Origin of the sequence: Aliamphritea hakodatensis (genome assembly GCF_024347195.1) — a bacterium.
Classification (GTDB): Bacteria; Pseudomonadota; Gammaproteobacteria; order Pseudomonadales; family Balneatricaceae; genus Amphritea; species Amphritea hakodatensis.
Genome location: NZ_AP025281.1, coordinates 1,830,235 through 1,849,466, shown reverse-complemented (window position 1 = coordinate 1,849,466; position 19,232 = coordinate 1,830,235). Strand labels below are relative to the sequence as shown.

Genomic DNA, 19,232 nt, shown 5'->3' with positions numbered 1-19,232 from the left:
CCTCAGAAGGTGCCTAAACTGAACTGCATCCCGGCGCTGTCCACCATCAGGTGCTGCTGGCCGTTAATCTCAACTTCACAGGCCAGTTCAGCCAGTTGATAAAAGACGTTGCGGTTTAACCGGGCTTCCATCCCGTAACGCACCATAATGTAAGGCGATGGCTCTTCGGTTTCCGGATCAGTCTCTACCCGGATAAGATGATCCACACCGGCGGTCACGACATCTTCTGTGCTGGTCATAAACCGCAATACCTGCAAACCGTTCTCTTCTTCTACCTGCAGTTCAGTGACAAACAGGGGAACGTCTTCAACCTGAATCCGTACTTTTTCGGCCGGGGTAACCAGAAAGTATTCATCATTTTCGTGCCAGAGAATACTCGCAAACATGGTGACCATCGCCGGGCGTTTAATCTGTCCACCCTCATGCCACCAGGTACCGTCGGCACGGATTTGCATATCAATATCACCACTGAAATCCGGCTTCCACAAATGTACCGGCGGGAGTGAGCGAGACTTTTTATGTGCTTCTAACTGACCGGCAACTTCTGCCAGATCTAACGTCTTCTTAGCCACGGGGAATTTCCTGAAACAGCCCTGCGATCAGGCAGGCTTATAATTTTTTTGCCAAGTTACATTAACAGCATTCATTTTTAATCAAAATAATTTCAAGCATTTTACTAAATACATGAATTGTGTTCATTGTTAAACTTGTCCGCAGTTAAATAAAGCATAGCGGAAACTATCATGTTCGAATCATCTCTTAAGACAAAATTCAGCGATCCAGGCCGTGGAGTGTACTTCATCGGCACCACGCCACCCAAGCGTACGGTTGCGATGTCAGAGATGCAGACCATTGCCGCCAAGCTGGTTAAGCGCCTGGAAAACATCGAATATGACGGTCTGGTGGTCTATGACATTCAGGATGAAACCTCCCGAAACCCTGAACCAAGGCCATTCCCTTTCTGCCAGACCCACGACTCCCGGGAATATTCAGCTCTGCTGCGTACAACGTCAGGTCTGCCGGTAATCACCTATAAAAGCGCCGCTGAAGAAAACCGTCTGGAGTTTGATCAGTGGCTGGATAAGGCGTGGAGTCCAAACGGCGTGCGTGACCTGGTACTGGTCGGCAGCCCGGCCACCAGTCAGGGCAGTAATTTTCCTCTGCCGGCAGCCTACGATGCCTTAAAACAGCACCCGCTGGATTTTCACCTTGGCGGCGTAGCCATCGCGGAGCGGCATGCCAGCAAAGCTAATGAACATTTGCGGCTGATCGAAAAGACCCGTCAGGGCTGTGACTACTTTATTACCCAGGCGGTTTACAATCCTGAAGCCACCATTCAGTTATGTAAGGATTATGCCGCTGAATGCCGCCGCCAGAACCTGCAGCCCAAACGCCTGGTCCTGACCTTCAGCCCCTGTGGCAGTGAAAAGACGCTGGACTTTATGCAGTGGCTTGGCATTTCCGTCCCTGATGCAACCCGCAGCAAAATTCTCGGGGCCACAAACCCGCTGGCCGAATCTATCCGGGTATGCCGCAATAACCTGCAACGGATCATTGACGCCTGCGCGGAACTGGGGATCCCTTTAGGGCTGAACATTGAGAGCCTGACAAACCGCAAAGAAGAAATTGACGGCACCATCCGCTTATTCAAATTACTGAAGGCAACGCTGGAACTGAATCTGGCTGAGCAGCATTTGCAGGATTTCGATACGCCACCATTGGCCAATATTGCCTGATGCAAAACAAAACGCCCTGCAATTGCAGGGCGTTTTTATATAACGGCAGAGAAACGAAGGGGTCATCCCCAGAACTGATAAATACCGTTCAGCAGGAAAACGCCCACACACGCCAGAAACACCAACATGAAGCGTAACATCAGACAGGTAGTACAAATGCGCTTACTCTTTTTCATTGCCTGTTCTCCTGTTTGCTCTGCTTTAACCACCGGCCAGTTTAACGGTATAGCCCTGCTTTTCCAGCGCCAGCTTTAAGGTGTCCCGGTGATCACCCTGAATTTCAATGACACCTTCTTTTACCGAGCCGCCGGTACCACACTGCTGCTTTAACTTTTTCGCCAGCTGCTTGAGCTGTTTTTCCGCCAGCGGCACGCCGGAAACTGTGGTAACGCCCTTACCTTTACGGCCCGCTGTTTCACGGCGGATACGTACGATTCCATCCAACTGTTCCAGGCGCTGTTCTTCAGCCAGCGTATCACAGGCACACTCGTCCAGCGCTTGCTGGCATCCCGGGCACATCTGCCCTTTCTCAGTTGAAAATACCAACCCACTTAACTGATCACGCATGGACACTGTTCAATACTCCAGAATTATAAAACTCAGCCCGGACGGGAATTCACCATTCCACCAATTTGCCGGGCCAGATACGCGGCGTAATTATCAGTCATCCCGCCGATGAAATCGAGTACCCGCATATAGGAAGGGTACAATTCCCACTCGGGCTGAGGGCTGTGAATCCCCATCAGGCTGATAATTTTCTGACTGCGATAACTGAGATTCTCATGGCCACCACAGTGCAGTTCGTGGGCCGCGGCACAGAATGCATCTAACAGTGTTCCCAGCGTGCTGTAGGCCCCCACTTCCAGCTCAGCCTTACGGTTATCCGGAAATACCCGGTTGCGGGCCATGGCTTTTGCTTTCTGTAATCCGTCACGGACATCAGCACTGCCGTCACTGAGCAGTTCTCCCCGGTATTCACCGTTCATAATCTGCGGCAGATTCTCCATATAGGCCTGTACGGTTGACTCCACCATGTTCTCCATGGCTTTACCCCGCAGTGCTGAAATCTTGCGGCGGGCAGACGCCTGGGTCGCAAATATTGCATCGTCATATTCAAGGTCACCACACAGCTGAAGCAGGATTGGCTTTATATCATCGAAGCCTAAAATATTAAGCTCTATGGCATCTTCCAGATCGAGAATGGCGTAGCAGATATCATCCGCGGCTTCCATCAGATAGGTCAGGGGGTGCCGGCACCAGTGGTTTTCACCTAACTGTACCAGATCAAGTTCTTTACTCAGGCTGGTCATAATTTCCAGTTCCGTCAGAAAACAGCTGAATTTACCTTTAGGGCTGGCATTCTCAACGGTCCAGGGATATTTCAGCAAGGTTCCAAGCGTCGGGAATGTCAGACGCAGGCCACCGTTAAAGAGATGATTTTCAATGCGGGTTACCACCCGAAAGCCCTGTGCGTTGCCTTCAAAGGTTTCCAGGTCTTTACTCTGCAGATCAGATACACCTTCTAACAACTGAGCACCTGCCTTATGTTTAAACCAGTCCCGGATGGCATATTCACCGGCATGGCCAAACGGCGGATTGCCGATATCATGGGCCAGACAGGCTGACTGTACGATAGTCCCCAGATCATAGGCAGAGACCCAGTGCGGTAATTCATTCTGTAATAGTTCACCAACACGAATACCCAGACTGCGGCCAACACTGCCCACTTCAATACTGTGAGTCAGCCGGGTATGGATATGATCATTCAGGGCCAGAGGGTGTACCTGGGTTTTTCGCCCCAGCCGGCGGAATGCGCTGGAGAAGATGATACGGTCATGGTCCTTATGAAAGTGGCTCCGGCCGATTTCTTCCGGAGTAACCTGTTCGTGGCCGTACCGCTTCGTTGTCAGTAACCGATCCCATTGCATAACCATGCATGATTTCCTTGTGTACAGGTGTGCTGATGTCATTCTGACGGTAGCCAAGTCACCTGCCAAATGCAACCATGGCAACCTTGCGACAATCTGCCACATAGCTATCTGACAGATTTATAAGGATAATAAAGGCATATTCTGAATATTAGATGTAATCCCATGACCAGTAATACCCTGCCTTCCGGCAAGAAATCTCTGTTGTCTTTACTCAGCACATTACTGCTGATCGCAGCGCTGGCTGTTTTATGGCTGTTTGCCGAACGCTTTAACCTGCTGGAACCAGCAGAAACAGAACTCAGAGCAGCCAATTGCGATGTTGCTCAGTCCGCCTGTACCGCACAGGGCGATGGCTTCAGCATTACGCTGGAACCGGTTTCCGGTAAGGTATCGTCGCTGCAACCCACCGACTGGCAGGTTAAGGTAGAAGGTATAGAATCCAGTAATGTACTGCTGGATTTGCAGGGTGTTGATATGTTTATGGGACCGAACCAGACACTATTTTCACCGGCTGACAACCAGTCAGGACTGTTCCGTGGCCAGGCAATACTCGGTGCCTGTACCACAGGAGAAATGCAATGGGAGGCGACTGTACTGATGGATACGCCACAAGGTAAAGTAACCACCCGGTTCGGATTTAAGGCAAAATAATGACGTCATTTTCTACCCTGCGAAACCTGTTAATTCTGACACTGTGTCTGCTGACCGGACTGGCAGTCGCGCTATACATGTCGCCGAAAAAATCCGCCAATAACGGCCTGAATCAGTTAGGCGGTGACTTTACTTTGCAGTCTGCGGCCGGCCCGGTGTCTCTGTCTGATTACCGCGGTAAAGTCGTGGCTATGTACATTGGCTATGCATCCTGCCCGGATGTATGCCCCACCTCTCTGGCAATTATGTCCCAGGCGCTGAAAAATCTTGCCCCGGAAGAAGCCGCCGGCGTACAGCCCGTATTTATCAGCGTCGACCCTGAGCGGGATACGCCGCAGAAACTGGCCCAGTACAGCAACTTTTTCTTTCCGACCATGGTCGGTCTGACGGGAGAGCGAAGCGCCATCGACGACATTGTTAAACGCTATGGTGCCTTCTATAAGATTGTCGATATGGGCGATTCTGCCATGGGTTATGCCGTGGATCACTCATCCCGTACCTACCTGATTGACCAGCAGGGCCAGTTCAGCAAAGCCCTGCCCCACGGCACACCGCCGGACGGGGTAGCTGCTGCCATTCGCGAGCTGCTGGCCAAAGGCTGATATTTAAGCATTTACCGCACATAAACCGCATCAGTACACATTGCATAAAAGGAACCCGTATGCGCCAGTTATTTCCCCAGTCACTCAAGCGTCTGTTAACCACCGGATTACTGTTAGGCGGGCTGACCGTCAGCGGTTCAGTACTTGCCGAAGTTGAAGTTGACCACCCATACGCCCGTGCAGTGCCACCGGGACAGATGAACAGTGCCGCATTCATGGACCTGAACAATACAGGTAAACAACAGGTTGCACTGATCAGAGCGGACAGCTCCGTTGCAGAGAAAGTGGAAATGCATACTCATAAACACGGGGAAAACGGTGAAATGCAGATGCGCCAGATCCCTCAGATCACAATGTTTGCTAAAGAACGGGTTGTACTGAAGCCCGGCGGCCATCACATTATGCTGATTGGCCTGAAAAAAGCACTGGCCGAGGGTGACACCATAGATCTGACGCTGGAATTTGATGACGGCAGCAAACAGGCACTGACAGTACCTGTTAAATCGGTGATGTCTGCCATGGGCACAAAACACACCCACTGATTGCAAAAGAACGGCTGAAGGCTGATACGGCAACCCGTATCAGCCTTTTTTAATTCAGGGAAAAATGCCCTGACTGAGGTAATTCACTGCCAAACTCTTTGCGCAGTGCCACCATTAACATTGCCGGCCGTGATGGCAGCCCCTGCTGCAAAAACGACTGAATCTGCGCAACAACATTGTTTTTAAAACTTTCACTGGCGCCAATATCACTGGCCAGGTTATCCGCACTGAAATGAAACTTTCGGCCAGATGCATGGCTGAACAACCATTCATATGCCTGCGGTTTTACTTCAACCCGTTCGAACTCGGCCTGCTCTTCTGCACTGCGGCCGTCCGGCTTATACCAATAACCAAAATCTTCAAGTAACCAGCGCCGGGGCCCGGCAACACACCAGTGGCTGATTTCATGTAATGCGCTGGCAAAAAATCCATGGGCAAAAATGATCCGGTGGTACTCACATGTTTCATCCGCCGGCAGATACACCGGCTCATCATCACCGCTGACCAGAATCGTGTTATGACTGATGGCAAAGCAGGCATTAAAAACATTCACCAGGCGTTCAACACTCTCATCCAGAGGCACAGAAGGTGCATGTAACTGTTGCAGCACTGACAGATCTGCCGCGGCCGGCAGCGAAACATTCATATCTGACATTATTCGTACGGCACCCACTGCTGATCATTCAGCCACCAGGTATCGCCGGTGTTATTATCAATCCGGGCGGCCACATAGCCTTTTGCGTCACTGGCTGCGCTGGTGATCTGAATCTCATATTCAGAAATTGGCAGATCATAATCATCCCCCAGTGGCAACCAGCTACCACCTTCAGAGATCCAGCTTTCACCGGTTAACCGGTTATAGCGCACCAGAATCCATTGCCGCTTGGCGGTGTACGTGGTCGACAAACGAAAGGCATTTCCGCCCCCCAGCGCCGGCGATAACTGTTCCAACTCCATCAGTTGCTGATCAAGGCGACGAATCAGTTGGTCAGTTCCGGCGACAGACTGTGCTTGCTGCCCCGCTGAATTCTGCTGTCGGCCCTGGCCACGGTTATTCATCTTCACATCCTGCGCCAGTACCTGAAACTGTGTCAGCAGCAACTGACTGCGTTCCGCCAGCGCACCGTTCTGAACTTTAAGCTGCAGCACCTGTTCCTGTAGCAGGGTTATGCGGCTGTTAATATTTTCCAGTGCTTGCATCTGCGCTGGTGTTACATTTGCAGGAGGCGCAGATACAGGTTGTGATACCGGTGCCGCTGTACCCGCCGGAGATTCAGCACCCGCAGACAGCCCTTCCTGAGCCCCGGCATCTGGTTGCACATTTGCCCCGTTACAGCCGGTCAGGACCATGGCAAATGCCAGACCACATAAAAGATGCTGATACTTCATAAAAATAAAGCCTCTGGAGAAATCATAAAATTACCGTAACGCGGGATCATTCTAAACAACTCAACTGCCGCCGCCAACCGCCGGCCCGGAACAAACAAACCGGCACGGGGCCGGTTTAATGTATATCAGCATCAGTAACCTTTAGCTGTAATCAACAATTCCCGGATTGCCTTTCACGTTAAGCAACTTAGGCGTATTCAGCTTACTGATGCGGGCGGTCTGGTGATCCCGCAGATAATCAGCCACCACATCCCAGATATCAGCGCCTTCGGAACGGGCACCCACCGTTGCCCACCCGGCGACCTTATAGGTTTTACCGGCTTCGATAAGGGTACCGTCATCCAGTGTCATCTGTGATACCCGGTTGCCAATTGATGCCAGCGGATCGCAGACATAATCAAAGCCACCAACCCTGACCATATCACCACCGGACTGCAGATACGGATTCGGATTAAACAGGTTATCTGCCACATCCTCAAGAATCAGCTTCAGCGCTTCCCCGGTCATTTCACGCACATAGGTTTCCGGATAGGTCAGGCAGGTTTGATCCAGTACATGCTCCATGGTTACCATCTGCCCCTGCAGGACAGTTGTTCCCCAGCGGAATCCGGGAGACAGGGAGATCTGAGCGCCCTGCCGTTCTCTTAAAGCATCACAGATCAGCTGATCAAAGGTGCCATTGAAGTTACCGCGACGGAACATCAGTTCATCAGCGACCGCCAGCTCTTCCTGTAACCAGTCAAGATGTGGTGCCCGGATATCTGTGATCAACTGCTTCATTTCAGCATCCGCAGGCAGCAGCTCGGAAAAAACCGGTAACAGACGGTAGCGGTAATCCTGAACTTTACCGTTGCGGATATCCAGATCCATCACACCAATGAATTTTCCGTTAGAACCGACATTGCAAACCAGTGTCTGGCCACCGTTATTCTTAACCAGTGAAGGAGCCGGCATACCATCATGTGTGTGCCCGCCAAGAATGACATTAATACCACTGACCCGCCGGGCCAGTTCCAGATCCACATCCATGCCGTTATGGGAAAGCAGAATGACCGCATCCACTGATTCTGTCTCACGGACTTCGTCTACCAGCGCCTGAAGATTTTCATCATAGATATCAAAGGTCCAGTCAGGAATGAAACGGGCCGGATTCGCTATCTTGGTGCGCGGAAAACACTGGCCGATAACCACGATACGGGCACCGCCCATTTCACGGATTGTATAAGGTTTGAATACCCGGCCACTGTCTTCATCAAAGACATATTCGTCAGCGCCTTCAAACAGCGCATCTTCAGTAATGAATACATTCTGCGCCAGAAACTCACCCTTAAACGCTGCAATATTTTGCAGTATTTCCTGCTGATGATAGGTGAATTCCCAGTGACCGGTCATCACATCCACCCCCAGCAGGTTAGCGGCTTTCACCATATCCATGCCACGGGTTTTGTATGCCGTTCCGGATCCCTGCCAGGTATCCCCTCCATCCAGCAGCAGCGTATGTTCACTGCCATAGCTTTGCCGCAACCGTTCAACTAAGGTGCGGATATGGGCAAAGCCACCGACCTTCCCGTAACGGCCGGCATCCTGCTGAAAATTCAGACAGCTGAAGGCATGCGCTTCCAGGGTGCCCGGACGTACAGAGAAATGCTCCAGTAAATGATTCCCTACCAGATGCGGGGCTTTGCCCCAGGCATTCCCCACGCCCAGATTGACATTTGGTTCACGGAAATACACCGGCTGTAACTGGGCATGACAATCCGTCATGTGCAGCAACCGAACATTGCCAAAGTTAGCCAGTTCGTACATATCTGCTGGTTGCTTCTTTGCTGCAAATCCCTGTAACGGCAGTAATCCTGCGGCGCCGGCCAGCCCCAGTAACTGCGCGAACTCCCGTCGCGTCATCGACATGCTTGTATCTCTCTGAAATAAAAACGCCCAACTAATTTGGGCGTTTATAAGGTGTATTAAATTGCTGTTACTGCGGCACAGCCTTATACCAGTTTGCCTCAGCATATTCATACTGAGCCAGCCCGATACGGGCGTGGTATTTCGCCTGGGCAGCCAAGTCCAGCGCTTTACGGTAGTCCCCTGCTTCAATCGCCTGGGCAGACTTTTTCAGTAACCCACCGGTCAGCTTCCATTCGAACCCGACAGCCGCAACTTTTTTATTCGCTGCGATTGATTTATCCAGTAATGCCTGAGCATTTACCTGTGTTGCTTCAACTGCCGCTTCAATTTCTTCTTCATGCAAGGTTTTATAGGTTTTTCCCTGCCACTGAAACTCATGCCCTTTACCGTACATCGCACGGGCCTTATTAAAAGCGTCCTGGTATGTTTCAGCAGTTACCGCCTGACTGAATAAGACTGCAGCACATAAGATCATTAGTTTTTTCATGTTTATCTCCTGCAGCCTTTACTTACGGGCACCGGGGCCATTCACCACTAACCCGTTACTCATATAAGTCTGAAAGTATTCCAGATTCCGAAACCCTTCAGCCTGTGGTTTTAACGGTTTGGAACGGGAATCACGGTGGCAACCGGCATAACGGCGATGCAGGGTTCCAAGATTACCCCATTTGGAACGGAACACCGGCCAGTGCGTCACCTGACCAAGCATCGGGCCTGGCAAGTCAGCACGGATGCGGATATTCGAGCCCTGTAAGTGGCAGTTCGCGCAGGAAATATTCAGCTGACCACGCTTGGTGTAAAAGAACTTTTTACCGTCCAGATACGCCTGTAAAGCCCGGCTGTCATCTTCAGGAATCTGAATATCAAAAACGTTGTCTCTGGATGTCCAGGCCATATAGGCGGAGATACGGGCGATGTCCCCTTTCCCCCACTTGAGTGGCTTTTCGCCGTTTTCTTCACGGCACTCATTAATGGCAAATTCCAGCGTCTTAACGGTGCCGTCTTCTCTATCCCAGTAAGGATAATTCTGGCGGACACCGATGCCCCCATTCTCGAAACAGTCGGCATAGCTTTCACCATTGGCGAAAGGGGTGTTAAACAGCTCTTCACCTTCTTCAATGGAAAACTCATAGGGGGGAAACTCTTCAATTTCTTCCCACTGCTCCCGGGATTCCGCATCCAGCGCATAAATACCGTTGACGTAATCTTCGATTGCAACATCCGGGTAGCGTTTCTGATAAAACGCCTGTAATGCCAGCCGGTCAGCTTCGGGATTAACGGTTTCAAGATTAAAACCGCTGTCGGCAGCCTGCAGCGGCAATCCCAGTGACAACATACCGGCGGCAACTAAACCTGTTATTATTCTCATGATCCTTCTCCGCAATATGCGCTTATCCGCAACACCGGACCTACTTAATTTTGGCTGTCTCAGTTGCAGATGTACCGGTATTCTCCACCCAGCTGATCGACAGCTCTTCACCTTTGGCACCGCCGGCGAAGGTAAAGGAAAAATACGGGTTTTTAGATACCGCAGTCCCTAACTGTCCGGAAAAAACAGTGTTACCCCCGTGCTGTACAGTGACTTCCTGAATAAACTTAGCCGGAATCACTTCTCCGGTTTTTTTATCTTTACGCTGACCGGTTTCCATTACATGCTTTGCCAGCATCTTAACCCTGGTCATACCGTCTTTAGCTTTTGCTTTAACTTTAAAAATACCCGCCATGGGAAAACTCTCCGTTATATTCTCTTAACCACCACAACCACCGATGGTGACTTTGGTTTCACGGGCGGTGCTGAATAACTTGCCGTCCGCTTTAACAACCGCTGTTATAGTTGAGGTTTTACCCATACGGATACGTGTAGCAACGCTGGCCTGAGTGCCGGCCGGAATCATAAATTCCGCAACCAGCGGGGTTGGATTGTCTGCGACAAAAATACTGATACTTTCTACATTGGCCATTTCCGTGCTGACGGTTACAGGCACCACTGCACCATTCTCAGCAATGCTCGGGGCCTTAAGTACAATATCGGTACTGTTAGCCGGTTCAGCATCAAACAATGCCTGCATAGCCTTTGCCTGATCATCTGAACTGAAAGCGTCCTTATTTCGGGCAGCGAATGCTGCTCCGGGAATTACCGCACCTAAACCGACTAAAGCACTGCAGGCAAGCATAGCTTTAACCACAGTACGACGATGCATTGTCATAATTCTGTCCTCAAATACGTCTTATAACGTCACTTAAAACTGATAAACATACTCAACCACGGCATCAATCTGTTCTTCAGAGAGAATCCAGTGTTTGCCCAGTGGTGGCATAATGGTCAAAGGATTATTAACTGTCGCGTCCCAGATCTGGGCGCGCAGCTTGCGCTTATCCGGAAAGCGCTGCGCCATTGCAATCATGGGCGGCCCCTGATTACCGGCCAGCTTGGCACCCGGATCACTGATCTGATGGCAGGAAATGCAATTACCCTTGGATTTGTTCAGGAATACATCCCGCCCCTGCTCAATCAGCGCATCAGAAGTTGCCGCCTGTACACTGCCAGCAATAGATAACACAGCGCCTGCCACAAACATTGAGAGGTATTGCTTATGCATCGAAATCCCTCCGTCGTGCATATTGTAAGCCTGACGGGATACCCTGATCCGTCAGACCTGCATACTGTTTTTATTGTTTTACATTCACGAGACAGAGCAAAAGATGAGACTTTTAGCGGTCGTGATCTGAAAACTTATAGCTGATAAGAATAAAATATAACCAAAAAGAATATATAAACAATTTTTAGCTATAAAATTTCATAAGGCTAAATGTACCAGAATCTGACCGGCTAACAAGCATGTTATACGTAATTTTTGTGCTGACTTTACCGGTGCTGCCAATCAGGAGAGCGTTTACTGACAAACGCATCGATGCCCTCGGCACAATCCTGAAGCTGCATGTTATTTGTCATCAGCTGACTGCAGTGGTCATAGGCTTCAGGAAGCCCCTGACCCAGTTGCTGATAGAATCCCTGTTTACCCAACTTCACGACGGCTCTGGATTGTGATGCAATTTTTGCCGCTATCTTCCGGGTAAAAACTTCCAGCTCTGCGTCGGCAACCTGCCAGTTGATTAAGCCAATGTCAGCGGCCCGCTGTGCGCTTATCATCTCACCCAGTAACACATTTCCATTGCGTGTTTAGGCTGGACAGCCCGGCTCAGGGCAACCATTGGGGTCGAACAGAACAGGCCGATGTTAACCCCCGGTGTGGCGAACCGTGCCGTTTCAGCGGCAACCGCCAGATCACAACTGGCAACCAACTGACAACCGGCGGCGGTCGCAATGCCATGCACCTGAGCAATGACCGGTACAGGCATAGTCACTATCTGCTGCATGACAGCAGAACAGGTTGAGAATAGCTGCTGATGAATGGCAGGATCATTTACCCGCCTCATTTCTTTCAGGTCATGCCCGGAGCAGAAGCCCCGCCCGCTTCCGGCGATGGTTAAGACCCCGATACTGTCATCACTGGCCAGCTCTGTCAGCGTTTGACTCAGGGCTTCAAGTAATTCCAGAGAAAGTGAGTTATACGCCTGCGGACGGTTCAGGCGTAATATGACCTGTGCATCCTGACGCTCAAGAATAACCAGTGACTGTTCCATAGCTCGCTCCTTTTTTAAACGAAGCTAAGAAACTAGCAAATTGAAATCTGCCGGGCAGTAAAAATATGATAATTACATCTAAAGATGTATATAGGAGATTTAACGCTTACGAAGCAACTTTGTTAACAGCCGGTCCAGCTGGTTAGCAAATTGTTGCCGTTCCGTCTGGCCAAGTTTAGGCGGCCCGCCACTGACCATACCGGCATCCCGTAACTCAGCCATGAAGTCACGCATATTCAGCCGCTGGCGGATATTTTCGGCAGTATAGAGTTCGCCGCGCGGATTAATCGCCAGCACACCTTTTTCGACTACTTCAGCGGCCAGCGGGATATCTGCGGTAATAACAAGGTCATCCCCCTGACAATGCTCAGCAATGTAGTTATCAGCCACATCGAAGCCGGAAGGAACCTGTACCGACCGGATATAAGCTGACTGAGGTACCCGCAAAAACTGATTGGCCACAAGTACGGTAGGAATCTGCTTACGGTCAGCTGCCCGGAACAATATGTCTTTAATCACATTCGGGCAGGCATCTGCATCAACCCAGACGGTCAAAGGTGCTGCTGGCTGATTCGTCATCAGAGCGCCAGAATATCGATCATTTCCGGCATGGCCGCCGGTGTTGCCTGCTTCAGGCCTTTACCTTCAGGGTCGGCAATACCGTGAGCATAGCCGTGTTGCAGACCTTTAAAGTCAAACAGTTCGATATCTGCCAGATGAGACGGCACTACATTTTGCAGGGAACGGAACATGGTTTCGATGCGTCCGGGATGCTCTTTATCCCAGGTTTGCAGCATCTCTTTTACAACCTGACGCTGTAAGCCATCCTGCGAGCCGCAAAGGTTGCAGGGAATAATCGGGAATTCACGCAATTGCGCGTATGCTTCAATATCCTTCTCACGGGCATAGGCCAGTGGCCGGATAACCATATTTTTACCGTCATCGCTGACCAGTTTCGGCGGCATGGACTTGAGTTTGCCACCGTAAAACATGTTCAGGAAAAATGTTTCCAGGATGTCATCGCGGTGATGACCAAGTGCGATCTTATTGGCGCCTACTTCTTCTGCAAAACCATACAGTGTGCCACGGCGTAACCGCGAACACAGTGAGCAGGTCGTTTTCCCTTCCGGAACAACTTCTTTTACAACGGAGTAAGTATCACGTTCGATAATGTGAAACGGCACTCCCACCTCAGTCAGGTATTCGGGCAATACATGCTCAGGGAACCCCGGCTGCTTTTGATCGAGGTTAACTGCCAGAATTTCAAAATGAATCGGCGCACTCTTCTGCAGATTCATTAAGATATCCAGCATGGCAAATGAATCCTTACCGCCAGACAGGCACACCATGACCTTGTCGCCATCTTCAATCATATTGAAATCTTCAATGGCACGCCCCATTTCCCGTCGCAGACGTTTCTGCAACTTGTTCAAACGGGTTTTATTTGCCTTTTCCAGCGCTTCGCTCATGGTGTTACTTTCACATTGATTTTAAAAAGCGGCGATTATAGCCCAATTCCCAGCCATTAGCAGTATTTCTGCCTGCCAGAGTTTATCCCCGGACAGACTCAGATCAGTTATTTCACAGACATTAAAAAAGCACCTGATCCGTTAGGAAGAGGTGCTTTCCGGTTGTTCGGTACACTCAGTTCAGTGACTGAATTTCTTCAACTTCTGCAGCTGATAATACAGATGAACGGTCAATATTCAGAACCGCCAGTAACTCACCCATCGCATTAAGTACACGATACTTGGACATCGTAAAATCACGCTCTGCCGCTAACAACTGACGACGGGATTCGAACAGTTCGTTTTCAGCGTCAAGCAAATCAACCAGCGTCCGGCGGCTAAGCTCAAACTGCTGTTCGTAAGCGATAAGTGTCTTATCACTTTCTTCAACGTATCCGCTCAGAAACTCCATTTGCTTATCCAGCAACTGGTAAGCATTCCAGGCCAGGCTCAGGCCTTCAGCCACCTGACGCTGTGCCCGTTCTTCAATACCGGTCGCTTCCATCAACTGGTAGTACGCCTGTTTCTCACGGTAAGTATCTGCATTACCGTTAAACAGGTTATAGCGTAAACGGATCATTGCCGTCCGGTCATTGTTATGACCTTCGGTACCGTCCAGATCATCATTCCATGTTCCGCCCAGTTCAAAACGGACATCGGGCCGGAATGCAGCATCCTGCACACGCAGCTGAGCTTCTGCTGCATCTACGTCAAAACGGGCTGCCTGAAGGGTTGGATGAACCTTTCCTGCATGCTGAAGCGCTTCTTCGTACGACAGCGGCATGTTTTCATTCACATCACTTACCGCCTGCAGATCATCAGCCTCCTGGCCAACAATCTTGAAGAACCTAGCTTTAGCATCCAGCAGGTTGTTTTCTGTAGACAGGTAATTAGCATGGGCCCGGCTCAGCCGGCCTTTTACCTGAGAAAGATCTGATGCGGAGCTCAAACCGGATTCAGAACGTTCCCGGATACCTTCCAGAATATCAATATGATCATTGAGGTTCTGCTCTGCCAGACCGAGTTCATTCTGTGAATGTATGACGTTCAGATATGCATCGGCCACTTCCAGGGTAATATTTTCCGCTGCAGACCATAACTGATAACGGTGAGCTGTTGCTTCAGAGGTTACCCGGTCTACCTCATTGCTGGTACGGCTGCCATCATATAACAGCTGAGACAGCGTCAGTGATGCTTCTTTACGGGTCAGTTCAACATCTTCATGGCCATTCGCCGGCGTACGCGTTCCCGGACTGTCAGTCCACTCCTGACCATAGCCTAACGCAAGATCTACAGTTGGCAGATAACCCGCCTTGGATATACCGATTTGCTCAGTCCTGCTCAGATACTGGCTCTTAATGATGCCTACATCCGGTGAACTCTCAATCGTATATGCAGCCGCTTCCATCAGAGTCTGTGCCTGAGCACTGCCTCCGTATGCAAGCATCACTGCCAGGCCATACCTAGATAGTTTAAACATATTCCCCATTTCCCCCCGAACATTGGTCCCTGTCAGTTTCATCGTTCCGTCAGTGCTCGTTGTTGAGCTTTAAAAATCGGTTTCAGCAAATAATCTAAAACGCTCTTTTTTCCCGTCATTATATCAACCGTTGCCATCATTCCCGGAATGATCGGCAAGTCATCTTTGCCCTTAGCTAAGCTGCTGTTATCTGTACGGATCCTGATCAGATAATAAATATTACCCTTCTCATCTTCGATACTGTCAGCGCTGATATGTTCCAGCTTACCTTCGAGTCCGCCATAAATGGCAAAATCATAAGCCGTCAGCCTTACGATGGCCTTCAGCCCGGGCCGAAGAAAGGCAATGTCCTTCGGCGCAATTTTCGCTTCAATCAATAACTGGTCTTCCGTCGGTACAATTTCGACAAGATCCATACCCGGCTGAATGACCCCGCCAAGTGTATTGACCAGCAACGTTTTAATCGTCCCCTGTACCGGCGAAACAACAGTCGTTCGCTCTACTCTGTCTTTCAGCCCTACCTGTGCTTCTTTTGTCTGGTTGAGCTTAGCCAGCATTTCATTCAGCTTGCCCAGACTTTCTGAACGGGCCGCATAAGCGACTTCACGACGTTTATCAACGGCTTCCTGAATGCCTGACTGAATCTTCGGTACAACCAGCCGGGCACCTTCAAGTTCCTGCTTAAACCCGTTTAATTCCCGCTCCAGCTTCAGCACTTCGATACGGGGAATGATCCCCTGTTGTGCCAGTGGCTTGGTAATTTTCAGTTCTTCAAGGCTCAGACTGTAGGATCGTTCAAGGTGACTGATCCGCGACTGTAACTCCCGTTGTTCCTGTACTTTCTGGTCGACCTGCCGGCCAATAATACTGAGCTGGTTACGTAAATTACGCTGGTATTCAGCCAGTTGAGCCTGCTCCCGCCCAAACATCAGCGGAAACTGTTCCTGAATCTCGCTATCAATCTCAATCGGAGCCGCAATAACTTTAACATTTTCCTGCCAGTCATCAGGCGCAGCATCGTCATTAATATCAACGCTTTTCAACTCCGCACGTAACCGGGAGACCGAGACCTTCAGGAATGCTGCTTCCTGCTCCCGCTCCCTGAAATCTGAAAGAAAGCGGGTATCATCAACCCGGACCAAAGGTTGTCCGGGCGACACTTCCTGGCCTTCTTTAACAAAAATTTCCTCAACGATTCCGCCTTCAAGGTACTGAACAACCTGCAGTTGCTGCGAAGGAATAACACTGCCTTCACCACGAGTAATTTCATCCAGTTCTGCATAATAGGCCCAGACCACAATCACCAGCAAAAACGCAAATACCGCCCACAATAAAACACGGGAGCTGCGTGGTGTATCCAGCAGAACAGCTTCTGCGGCACTGTCGATAAACTCATGCAGCTCAGGGTCGACGCTGACGTTATCTTTCTTGGCTATTTTTGATGCCTGAGACATTTCAGACATCGCCTGCCTGGCATTTCCGGGCGCTTCACTTTTTGCATCTGCCAGCGTTTCATTCATGCTGCTAACTGCTTCATTTTTATCAGCTTCAGCATTAACATCCTGTATACCGCTCACATCTTTATCAAGTGGCGACTGTATATCTGCTGAATAATCCTGCTGTTTTGTCATCAACCATTAGCCTCTCTGCTGCGCCTGACCACTTCGGGGACCGCCTTCACGCAGCCAGTTGATCACTTCAAGCTTCGGCCCGTCCGCAATCAGACGGCCTTTTTCCAGCACAATAATACGATCCACAACATCCAGCATGCTTGATTTGTGCGTACTGAGGAAAATCGTTTTCGTCTCATCCAGTTTCTTAAGTTGTTCAAGCAGCCGTTGCTCTGAACGCCTGTCTAACTGACTGGTAGGTTCATCAAGAACAAATATTGGCGGGTCCATAATCATCGCCCTCGCCGCAGCAACCGCCTGACGCTGGCCACCGGACAACTGACGACCGCCTTCACCGACCTGCCGTTCCAGACCATCCGGATCATGATTGGTAAACTCAGTCACGCCGCCCCACTCTGCAGCCCGTAACAGTGCCTGATCAGACGCAAACGGGGTACCCAGTACGATGTTATCCCGGATACTGCCAAAGAACAGCTGAGCGTCCTGGGTGATGCAACCGATATTTCGCCGTAACTCTGCAGGATGAAGTTGCTGAATATTTACACCGTCAATGCGGATATCCCCTTCCGTTGGGACATACAGCCCTAATATCAGTTTTTCCAAGGTACTCTTACCGGCCCCGATACTGCCGATCAGCGCAACCCGCTCACCGGGATTAATAGTGAAGCTGATGTTGTTCAGTGCGGTGGATTCGTAACCTGGGTAAGAAAAACTCACATTATCAAATTCGATTTTTCCGTCCAGCTTGGAATGGCTGACGTACTTGCGTCCCTCTTCCTGCTCAAGCGGCATTTCCATGACCTGATTGATCAGAGTCATGGACGATTTCGCCTGATTATACCGGGTTGCCAGTAATGAAACCTGCGCCATTGGTCCTACCGCCCGGCCACCGAGCATCACCGCCGCAATAATACCGCCCATCGTCAGTTCACCGGCAGCAACCAGATATACCCCCAGGATAATGACAGCAACTGTCATCATCTGCTGTAAAAAGCTGGACAGGCTGGAAGCACTGTTTGTCAGCCGGCGGGTTTTAATATCATGTTTGCCCATTTCACTGATCGACTGTTCCCAAAGCACCTGATACTTACTCTGGGAATCGGTGATTTTAATGGCTTCTATGCCATACAGACCTTCTATCAGAGTGGCCTGTTTCTGCGCGGAAAGCTTGGATGTAAGCTCGATTTGTTGTGCCAGAGGTTTCTGCAAATACATGCTGTATCCCAGCAATATCACAATCACCACGACAGGGATGGCGACCAGAGGTCCACCGACTATCCAGATCACCAGTAAGAAAATAATAGTAAAGGGTAAGTCAACCAACGCACTGATTGTGGCGGATGTAATGAATTCCCGGATCGCTTCAAATGACTGTAAATTGTTTGCAAAAGCCCCGACTGATAAGGGCCTGGCTTCCAGACGGATACCCATTACCCGGGAGAAAATTTTTGCTGACAGTTGCAGGTCCAGTTTTTTACTGGCGACATCAATGAAATAATAACGCAGCTTGCGTAACAGGAAGTCAAAGAGGAAAACCAGCGAAACCCCGACAGCCAGCACCCACAATGAATCGAACGCCAGATTGGGAACAATCCGGTCATAAACGTTCATGACAAACAGGGGTGATGCTACAGCGAAACAGTTAATCAGCAGTGAGGCAACCAGAACATCCCGGTAGATCGGCATGACCTGCATGACCGTTCCCCAGAACCAGTGCTGTTTCTTATCACCCAGCACTTCCGGGCTACGCTGATCAAACTGATATTTCTTCTTAACGTAGAACACATTACCGGTAAAGCTGTCTGCCAACTCTGTAATTGGCAGAACCATTTCACCGTCACCCACTTCAGGCTGCAAAATATGTGCTTCACCCTTGTCATGGTCTACTTTTAAAAGGATGCAGCAACGCCGTCCCTTAAGCAGCAGAACACAGGGCAGTAAAAGGTTATGGATCTGGTTAAGATTTTGTCTGGCCAGACGTGCGGCCAGCCCGGTACGCTCTGCAGCCCGGGGGAAAAGCTCCACATCAAGCCGGCCATCCACAAGGGGCAGGCCGCTGGTGAGAGAATCGGCGGAAGCCGGCATACCGTAATATCTGGATAAAGATACTAGCGCATCAAGCAAAGGGTCGACGAAATGCTCCTGCCGCGAACCTATTGCCCAGTCAGCGTCTAACTGCGTCACTTTATAAAGACTCCATCGTCACTCT

20 protein-coding genes and 1 pseudogene are annotated in these 19,232 nt (G+C 50.2%); 4 read left to right on the top strand and 17 right to left on the bottom strand.

The features are described from left to right. Positions 1 to 2 precede the first annotated feature (2 nt). On the bottom strand, positions 3 to 572 hold the full coding sequence (locus PCI15_RS08410; RefSeq protein WP_271273884.1) for a DUF1285 domain-containing protein: 570 nt from the start codon (positions 570 to 572) through the stop codon (positions 3 to 5). Positions 573 to 743: 171 nt separating this feature from the next. Between PCI15_RS08410 and PCI15_RS08405 the strand changes: the two genes are divergently transcribed. After that, positions 744 to 1,736, top strand: coding sequence for a methylenetetrahydrofolate reductase (locus PCI15_RS08405; RefSeq protein ID WP_271273883.1), 993 nt, complete (start codon positions 744 to 746; stop codon positions 1,734 to 1,736). Between the two features lie 201 nt (positions 1,737 to 1,937). Here the strand turns inward: PCI15_RS08405 and PCI15_RS08400 are convergent, their stop codons facing one another. Both PCI15_RS08400 and PCI15_RS08395 read right to left on the bottom strand, forming a co-directional pair. After that, complete coding sequence (locus tag PCI15_RS08400; protein WP_271274601.1) at positions 1,938 to 2,303, bottom strand: translation initiation factor Sui1; 366 nt, start codon at positions 2,301 to 2,303, stop codon at positions 1,938 to 1,940. Between the two features lie 32 nt (positions 2,304 to 2,335). Beyond that, positions 2,336 to 3,670 (bottom strand): deoxyguanosinetriphosphate triphosphohydrolase, encoded by a 1,335-nt coding sequence (locus tag PCI15_RS08395; protein WP_271273882.1) that lies wholly within the window; start codon positions 3,668 to 3,670, stop codon positions 2,336 to 2,338. Between the two features lie 159 nt (positions 3,671 to 3,829). Between PCI15_RS08395 and PCI15_RS08390 the strand changes: the two genes are divergently transcribed. Genes PCI15_RS08390 through PCI15_RS08380 form a run of 3 tightly spaced genes read left to right on the top strand, consistent with a single transcriptional unit; the run spans position 3,830 to position 5,462 of the window. Then, on the top strand, positions 3,830 to 4,318 hold the full coding sequence (locus PCI15_RS08390; RefSeq protein ID WP_271273881.1) for a hypothetical protein: 489 nt from the start codon (positions 3,830 to 3,832) through the stop codon (positions 4,316 to 4,318). After that, positions 4,318 to 4,920, top strand: coding sequence for an SCO family protein (locus tag PCI15_RS08385; RefSeq protein ID WP_271273880.1), 603 nt, complete (start codon positions 4,318 to 4,320; stop codon positions 4,918 to 4,920). Before PCI15_RS08390 ends, PCI15_RS08385 begins: the two co-directional genes overlap by 1 nt. Before the next feature lie 59 nt (positions 4,921 to 4,979). After that, a complete protein-coding gene (locus tag PCI15_RS08380; RefSeq protein ID WP_271273879.1) occupies positions 4,980 to 5,462 on the top strand; it encodes a copper chaperone PCu(A)C in 483 nt (160 codons plus the stop codon). A 49-nt stretch (positions 5,463 to 5,511) separates the two neighbouring features. Here the strand turns inward: PCI15_RS08380 and PCI15_RS08375 are convergent, their stop codons facing one another. From PCI15_RS08375 to PCI15_RS08310, 14 genes and pseudogenes are all read right to left on the bottom strand, one after another. Next, a complete protein-coding gene (locus tag PCI15_RS08375; RefSeq protein ID WP_271273878.1) occupies positions 5,512 to 6,108 on the bottom strand; it encodes an elongation factor P hydroxylase in 597 nt (198 codons plus the stop codon). 8 nt (positions 6,109 to 6,116) lie between these two features. After that, positions 6,117 to 6,851 carry a hypothetical protein gene (locus PCI15_RS08370; RefSeq protein ID WP_271273877.1) on the bottom strand — a complete coding sequence of 245 codons (735 nt, stop codon included), beginning with the start codon at positions 6,849 to 6,851 and terminating at the stop codon, positions 6,117 to 6,119. Between the two features lie 141 nt (positions 6,852 to 6,992). After that, complete coding sequence (soxB, locus tag PCI15_RS08365; RefSeq protein WP_271273876.1) at positions 6,993 to 8,759, bottom strand: thiosulfohydrolase SoxB; 1,767 nt, start codon at positions 8,757 to 8,759, stop codon at positions 6,993 to 6,995. 67 nt (positions 8,760 to 8,826) lie between these two features. Further along, a complete protein-coding gene (locus PCI15_RS08360; RefSeq protein WP_271273875.1) occupies positions 8,827 to 9,246 on the bottom strand; it encodes a SoxAX-binding protein in 420 nt (139 codons plus the stop codon). Positions 9,247 to 9,264: 18 nt separating this feature from the next. Next, positions 9,265 to 10,128, bottom strand: a complete 864-nt coding sequence (gene soxA / locus PCI15_RS08355) for a sulfur oxidation c-type cytochrome SoxA (RefSeq protein ID WP_271273874.1) — start codon at positions 10,126 to 10,128, stop codon at positions 9,265 to 9,267. Between the two features lie 40 nt (positions 10,129 to 10,168). After that, positions 10,169 to 10,483, bottom strand: coding sequence for a thiosulfate oxidation carrier complex protein SoxZ (gene soxZ / locus PCI15_RS08350; protein WP_271273873.1), 315 nt, complete (start codon positions 10,481 to 10,483; stop codon positions 10,169 to 10,171). A gap of 24 nt (positions 10,484 to 10,507) precedes the next feature. Further along, positions 10,508 to 10,966 carry a thiosulfate oxidation carrier protein SoxY gene (gene soxY / locus PCI15_RS08345; RefSeq protein ID WP_205660002.1) on the bottom strand — a complete coding sequence of 153 codons (459 nt, stop codon included), beginning with the start codon at positions 10,964 to 10,966 and terminating at the stop codon, positions 10,508 to 10,510. Positions 10,967 to 10,999: 33 nt separating this feature from the next. Next, entirely contained in the window at positions 11,000 to 11,359 is a 360-nt protein-coding gene (soxX, locus tag PCI15_RS08340; RefSeq protein WP_271273872.1) for a sulfur oxidation c-type cytochrome SoxX, read from the bottom strand. A 266-nt stretch (positions 11,360 to 11,625) separates the two neighbouring features. Next, positions 11,626 to 12,404: pseudogene (locus PCI15_RS08335) on the bottom strand (enoyl-CoA hydratase). A 99-nt stretch (positions 12,405 to 12,503) separates the two neighbouring features. Continuing rightward, complete coding sequence (locus tag PCI15_RS08330; protein WP_271274600.1) at positions 12,504 to 12,959, bottom strand: YaiI/YqxD family protein; 456 nt, start codon at positions 12,957 to 12,959, stop codon at positions 12,504 to 12,506. Between the two features lie 23 nt (positions 12,960 to 12,982). Next, positions 12,983 to 13,873 (bottom strand): tRNA 2-thiocytidine(32) synthetase TtcA, encoded by an 891-nt coding sequence (gene ttcA / locus PCI15_RS08325; RefSeq protein WP_271273871.1) that lies wholly within the window; start codon positions 13,871 to 13,873, stop codon positions 12,983 to 12,985. A gap of 175 nt (positions 13,874 to 14,048) precedes the next feature. Then, the gene (locus PCI15_RS08320; RefSeq protein WP_271273870.1) at positions 14,049 to 15,392 is read right to left on the bottom strand and encodes a TolC family outer membrane protein; all 1,344 of its coding nucleotides are present in this window, start codon (positions 15,390 to 15,392) and stop codon (positions 14,049 to 14,051) included. Between the two features lie 38 nt (positions 15,393 to 15,430). Next, positions 15,431 to 17,023 carry an HlyD family type I secretion periplasmic adaptor subunit gene (locus tag PCI15_RS08315; protein ID WP_271273869.1) on the bottom strand — a complete coding sequence of 531 codons (1,593 nt, stop codon included), beginning with the start codon at positions 17,021 to 17,023 and terminating at the stop codon, positions 15,431 to 15,433. Between the two features lie 6 nt (positions 17,024 to 17,029). After that, positions 17,030 to 19,207: a type I secretion system permease/ATPase gene (locus PCI15_RS08310; RefSeq protein WP_271273868.1), complete on the bottom strand. Its 2,178-nt coding sequence runs from the start codon at positions 19,205 to 19,207 to the stop codon at positions 17,030 to 17,032. Between the last annotated feature and the right edge of the window lie 25 nt (positions 19,208 to 19,232).

Coding starts and splice junctions, on each gene's coding strand:
- soxY (WP_205660002.1), bottom strand. CDS start 10,966: ATGACAATGCATCGTCGTACTGTGGTTAAAGCTATGCTTGCCTGCAGT.
- soxB (WP_271273876.1), bottom strand. CDS start 8,759: ATGTCGATGACGCGACGGGAGTTCGCGCAGTTACTGGGGCTGGCCGGC.
- soxZ (WP_271273873.1), bottom strand. CDS start 10,483: ATGGCGGGTATTTTTAAAGTTAAAGCAAAAGCTAAAGACGGTATGACC.
- PCI15_RS08315 (WP_271273869.1), bottom strand. CDS start 17,023: ATGACAAAACAGCAGGATTATTCAGCAGATATACAGTCGCCACTTGAT.
- PCI15_RS08375 (WP_271273878.1), bottom strand. CDS start 6,108: ATGAATGTTTCGCTGCCGGCCGCGGCAGATCTGTCAGTGCTGCAACAG.
- PCI15_RS08405 (WP_271273883.1), top strand. CDS start 744: ATGTTCGAATCATCTCTTAAGACAAAATTCAGCGATCCAGGCCGTGGA.
- PCI15_RS08370 (WP_271273877.1), bottom strand. CDS start 6,851: ATGAAGTATCAGCATCTTTTATGTGGTCTGGCATTTGCCATGGTCCTG.
- PCI15_RS08385 (WP_271273880.1), top strand. CDS start 4,318: ATGACGTCATTTTCTACCCTGCGAAACCTGTTAATTCTGACACTGTGT.
- PCI15_RS08380 (WP_271273879.1), top strand. CDS start 4,980: ATGCGCCAGTTATTTCCCCAGTCACTCAAGCGTCTGTTAACCACCGGA.
- soxX (WP_271273872.1), bottom strand. CDS start 11,359: ATGCATAAGCAATACCTCTCAATGTTTGTGGCAGGCGCTGTGTTATCT.
- soxA (WP_271273874.1), bottom strand. CDS start 10,128: ATGAGAATAATAACAGGTTTAGTTGCCGCCGGTATGTTGTCACTGGGA.
- PCI15_RS08320 (WP_271273870.1), bottom strand. CDS start 15,392: ATGTTTAAACTATCTAGGTATGGCCTGGCAGTGATGCTTGCATACGGA.
- PCI15_RS08395 (WP_271273882.1), bottom strand. CDS start 3,670: ATGGTTATGCAATGGGATCGGTTACTGACAACGAAGCGGTACGGCCAC.
- ttcA (WP_271273871.1), bottom strand. CDS start 13,873: ATGAGCGAAGCGCTGGAAAAGGCAAATAAAACCCGTTTGAACAAGTTG.
- PCI15_RS08390 (WP_271273881.1), top strand. CDS start 3,830: ATGACCAGTAATACCCTGCCTTCCGGCAAGAAATCTCTGTTGTCTTTA.
- PCI15_RS08360 (WP_271273875.1), bottom strand. CDS start 9,246: ATGAAAAAACTAATGATCTTATGTGCTGCAGTCTTATTCAGTCAGGCG.
- PCI15_RS08400 (WP_271274601.1), bottom strand. CDS start 2,303: ATGCGTGATCAGTTAAGTGGGTTGGTATTTTCAACTGAGAAAGGGCAG.